The 720-nt window shown below is 62.2% G+C and carries 2 protein-coding genes; both read left to right on the plus strand.

What is annotated here, in order from left to right:
- A partial coding sequence (locus KBI52_RS01115; protein ID WP_247654093.1) for a hypothetical protein occupies nucleotides 1–354 on the plus strand: 354 nt, incomplete at its 5' end.
- A 50-nt stretch (nucleotides 355–404) separates the two neighbouring features.
- Entirely contained in the window at nucleotides 405–629 is a 225-nt protein-coding gene (locus KBI52_RS01120; protein ID WP_210804818.1) for a hypothetical protein, read from the plus strand.
- Nucleotides 630–720 lie beyond the last annotated feature (91 nt).

Consider the following 720-nt stretch of genomic DNA (forward strand, 5'->3'; position numbering starts at 1 on the left):
CCGGCAATGATCCGGGCTTCGTGCCATACCGCCGATAATGCATTCGCTCTCGAGTTCGACGCGACACCATGGTTTCGCGAGGCCGATCCGCAAAGCCTTCTGCACCTTGCCGCGCAGGGATGGTCCAGCGTTTGGATCGCCGATGCTCTTGAAGCCCGGCCCGGCTACGAGGGCCTTCATCGGCTCATCGCCTATGCGGTCACCCGGCTGAGGAACGAGTCGCTCGAGGACCCCATGTGGGCTGCGATCGAGTGTGTCGTCAGCCAGCCTGAGGCCATACAGTGGCTTAAAGAGAACAGGCCGGAGGTCGCGTTGCTGATTCAGCGCCGGCAAGCGGCGTCACAAGCCGGTTAAGCGCCCCGGGCATGGGGCCTTACTCTCAACCCTAGCAGGGAGAGCCATCGATGCATCTCTTCGGAGCCCTGGAACTCGACATCCGGCCTGGAACACCGGACAACCCGGCAGGCGTGAAGATTGCCCTCCTCCGCTACACCCGGGGTGAGGACGGACGCCTGTTTATCACGCCAGAGTGCACGTCTTTCGAAGAGATCGAGGGGCAGATCAACTCGCTTCAGGACGAACTGGACGAGATCCGCGAGCGGGCTCAGCGCGCCTTCCAGGTCACCTGAAATCAACATCTTGGGACCGTGTGCCCCCTTGGAGCGGCGGAGTTGCCCATGAAAAAGCCCCGTTGGGATTGGGCTGAACGGGGCTGAAGTC

The sequence above is a fragment of the Microvirga sp. HBU67558 genome (genome assembly GCF_018069605.1).
Taxonomy (GTDB): domain Bacteria; phylum Pseudomonadota; class Alphaproteobacteria; order Rhizobiales; family Beijerinckiaceae; genus Microvirga; species Microvirga terrae.

Bases quoted from the DNA above. Each gene is read 5' to 3' on its own strand.
- KBI52_RS01120 (WP_210804818.1), top strand. From the start codon at position 405: ATGCATCTCTTCGGAGCCCTGGAACTCGACATCCGGCCTGGAACACCG.